Annotated in this window: 1 protein-coding gene; it reads right to left on the reverse strand. The window is 63.7% G+C overall.

Features of this window, described 5'->3' with window-relative positions:
- Nucleotides 1–187: 187 nt before the first annotated feature.
- Nucleotides 188–972: nucleoside hydrolase (locus EOA33_RS36875; RefSeq protein WP_145989557.1), on the reverse strand; the 785-nt coding region annotated here is incomplete at its 5' end.

A 972-nucleotide genomic window follows, 5' to 3' on the forward strand; every position in this document is an offset into this window, starting at 1 on the left:
GCCTCTGGCTGGCCTTCTCGAAGGCGAAGTAGCGCCTACCTTCCCTCGCCCCGTTTACGGGGAGAGGGTGGTCGCGAAGCGACCGGGTGAGGGGCAGCGCCAGGATTGCAGGCAAAACACCGACATTCGCGCCGCCCCTCATCCGCCTGCCGGCACCTTCTCCCCGTAAACGGGGAGAAGGGAGCTTTCAGAGCCGCCCTAGCCGCTCGACCAGCAGCGCGAAAAACGCGTCGTGGTCGATGTCGCGCATCACCATGGCGTTCTTTTCCCGCTTGGTCACGCCCCACCAGTCGATCACCGTCATGCCCATGGTGAGCTCGGAAGAGGTCTCGACGCTGACGTTGCAGTTGCGGCCCTTGAACAGCTCGGGCTTGATGAGATAGGCGATCACGCACGGATCGTGCAGCGGCCCGCCGTCGGTGCCGTATTTCTCCTCGTCGAAACGCTCGAAGAACTCCAGCATCTCCGACGTGGCGATGCCCACCTTGGTGCCGAGATCGCGGAAAGCCTGCGTGCGATTGGCGGTGGTCAGCGCCTTATGTGTGACGTCGAGTGGCATCATCACGATCGGAATCCCGGACTTGAACACCACATCGGCGGCCTGCGGGTCGACATAGATATTGAATTCGGCGGACGGGGTGACGTTGCCACCCTCGAAGAAGCCGCCGCCCATCAACACGATTTCCTTGATGCGCGGCGCGATCCGCGGCTCGCGAATCAGCGCCAGCGCGATGTTGGTGAGCGGTCCGAGCGGGCAGAGCGTGATCGTGCCGCTCTCTTCGCGCATCAGCGTCTCGACGATGAAGTCGACAGCGTACTGATCCTGCAGTGGCATCGTCGGCTCGGGCAATTGCGGCCCGTTGAGGCCGGTCTTGCCATGCACTTCCTCGGCGGTGACGAGTTCGCGCGCCAGCGGCCGGATGGCGCCGGCATAGACCTTGATATCGGGCCGACCGGCCAACTCGCAGATCT

The sequence above is a fragment of the Mesorhizobium sp. M4A.F.Ca.ET.050.02.1.1 genome (assembly GCF_003997725.1).
Taxonomy (GTDB): Bacteria; Pseudomonadota; Alphaproteobacteria; order Rhizobiales; family Rhizobiaceae; genus Mesorhizobium.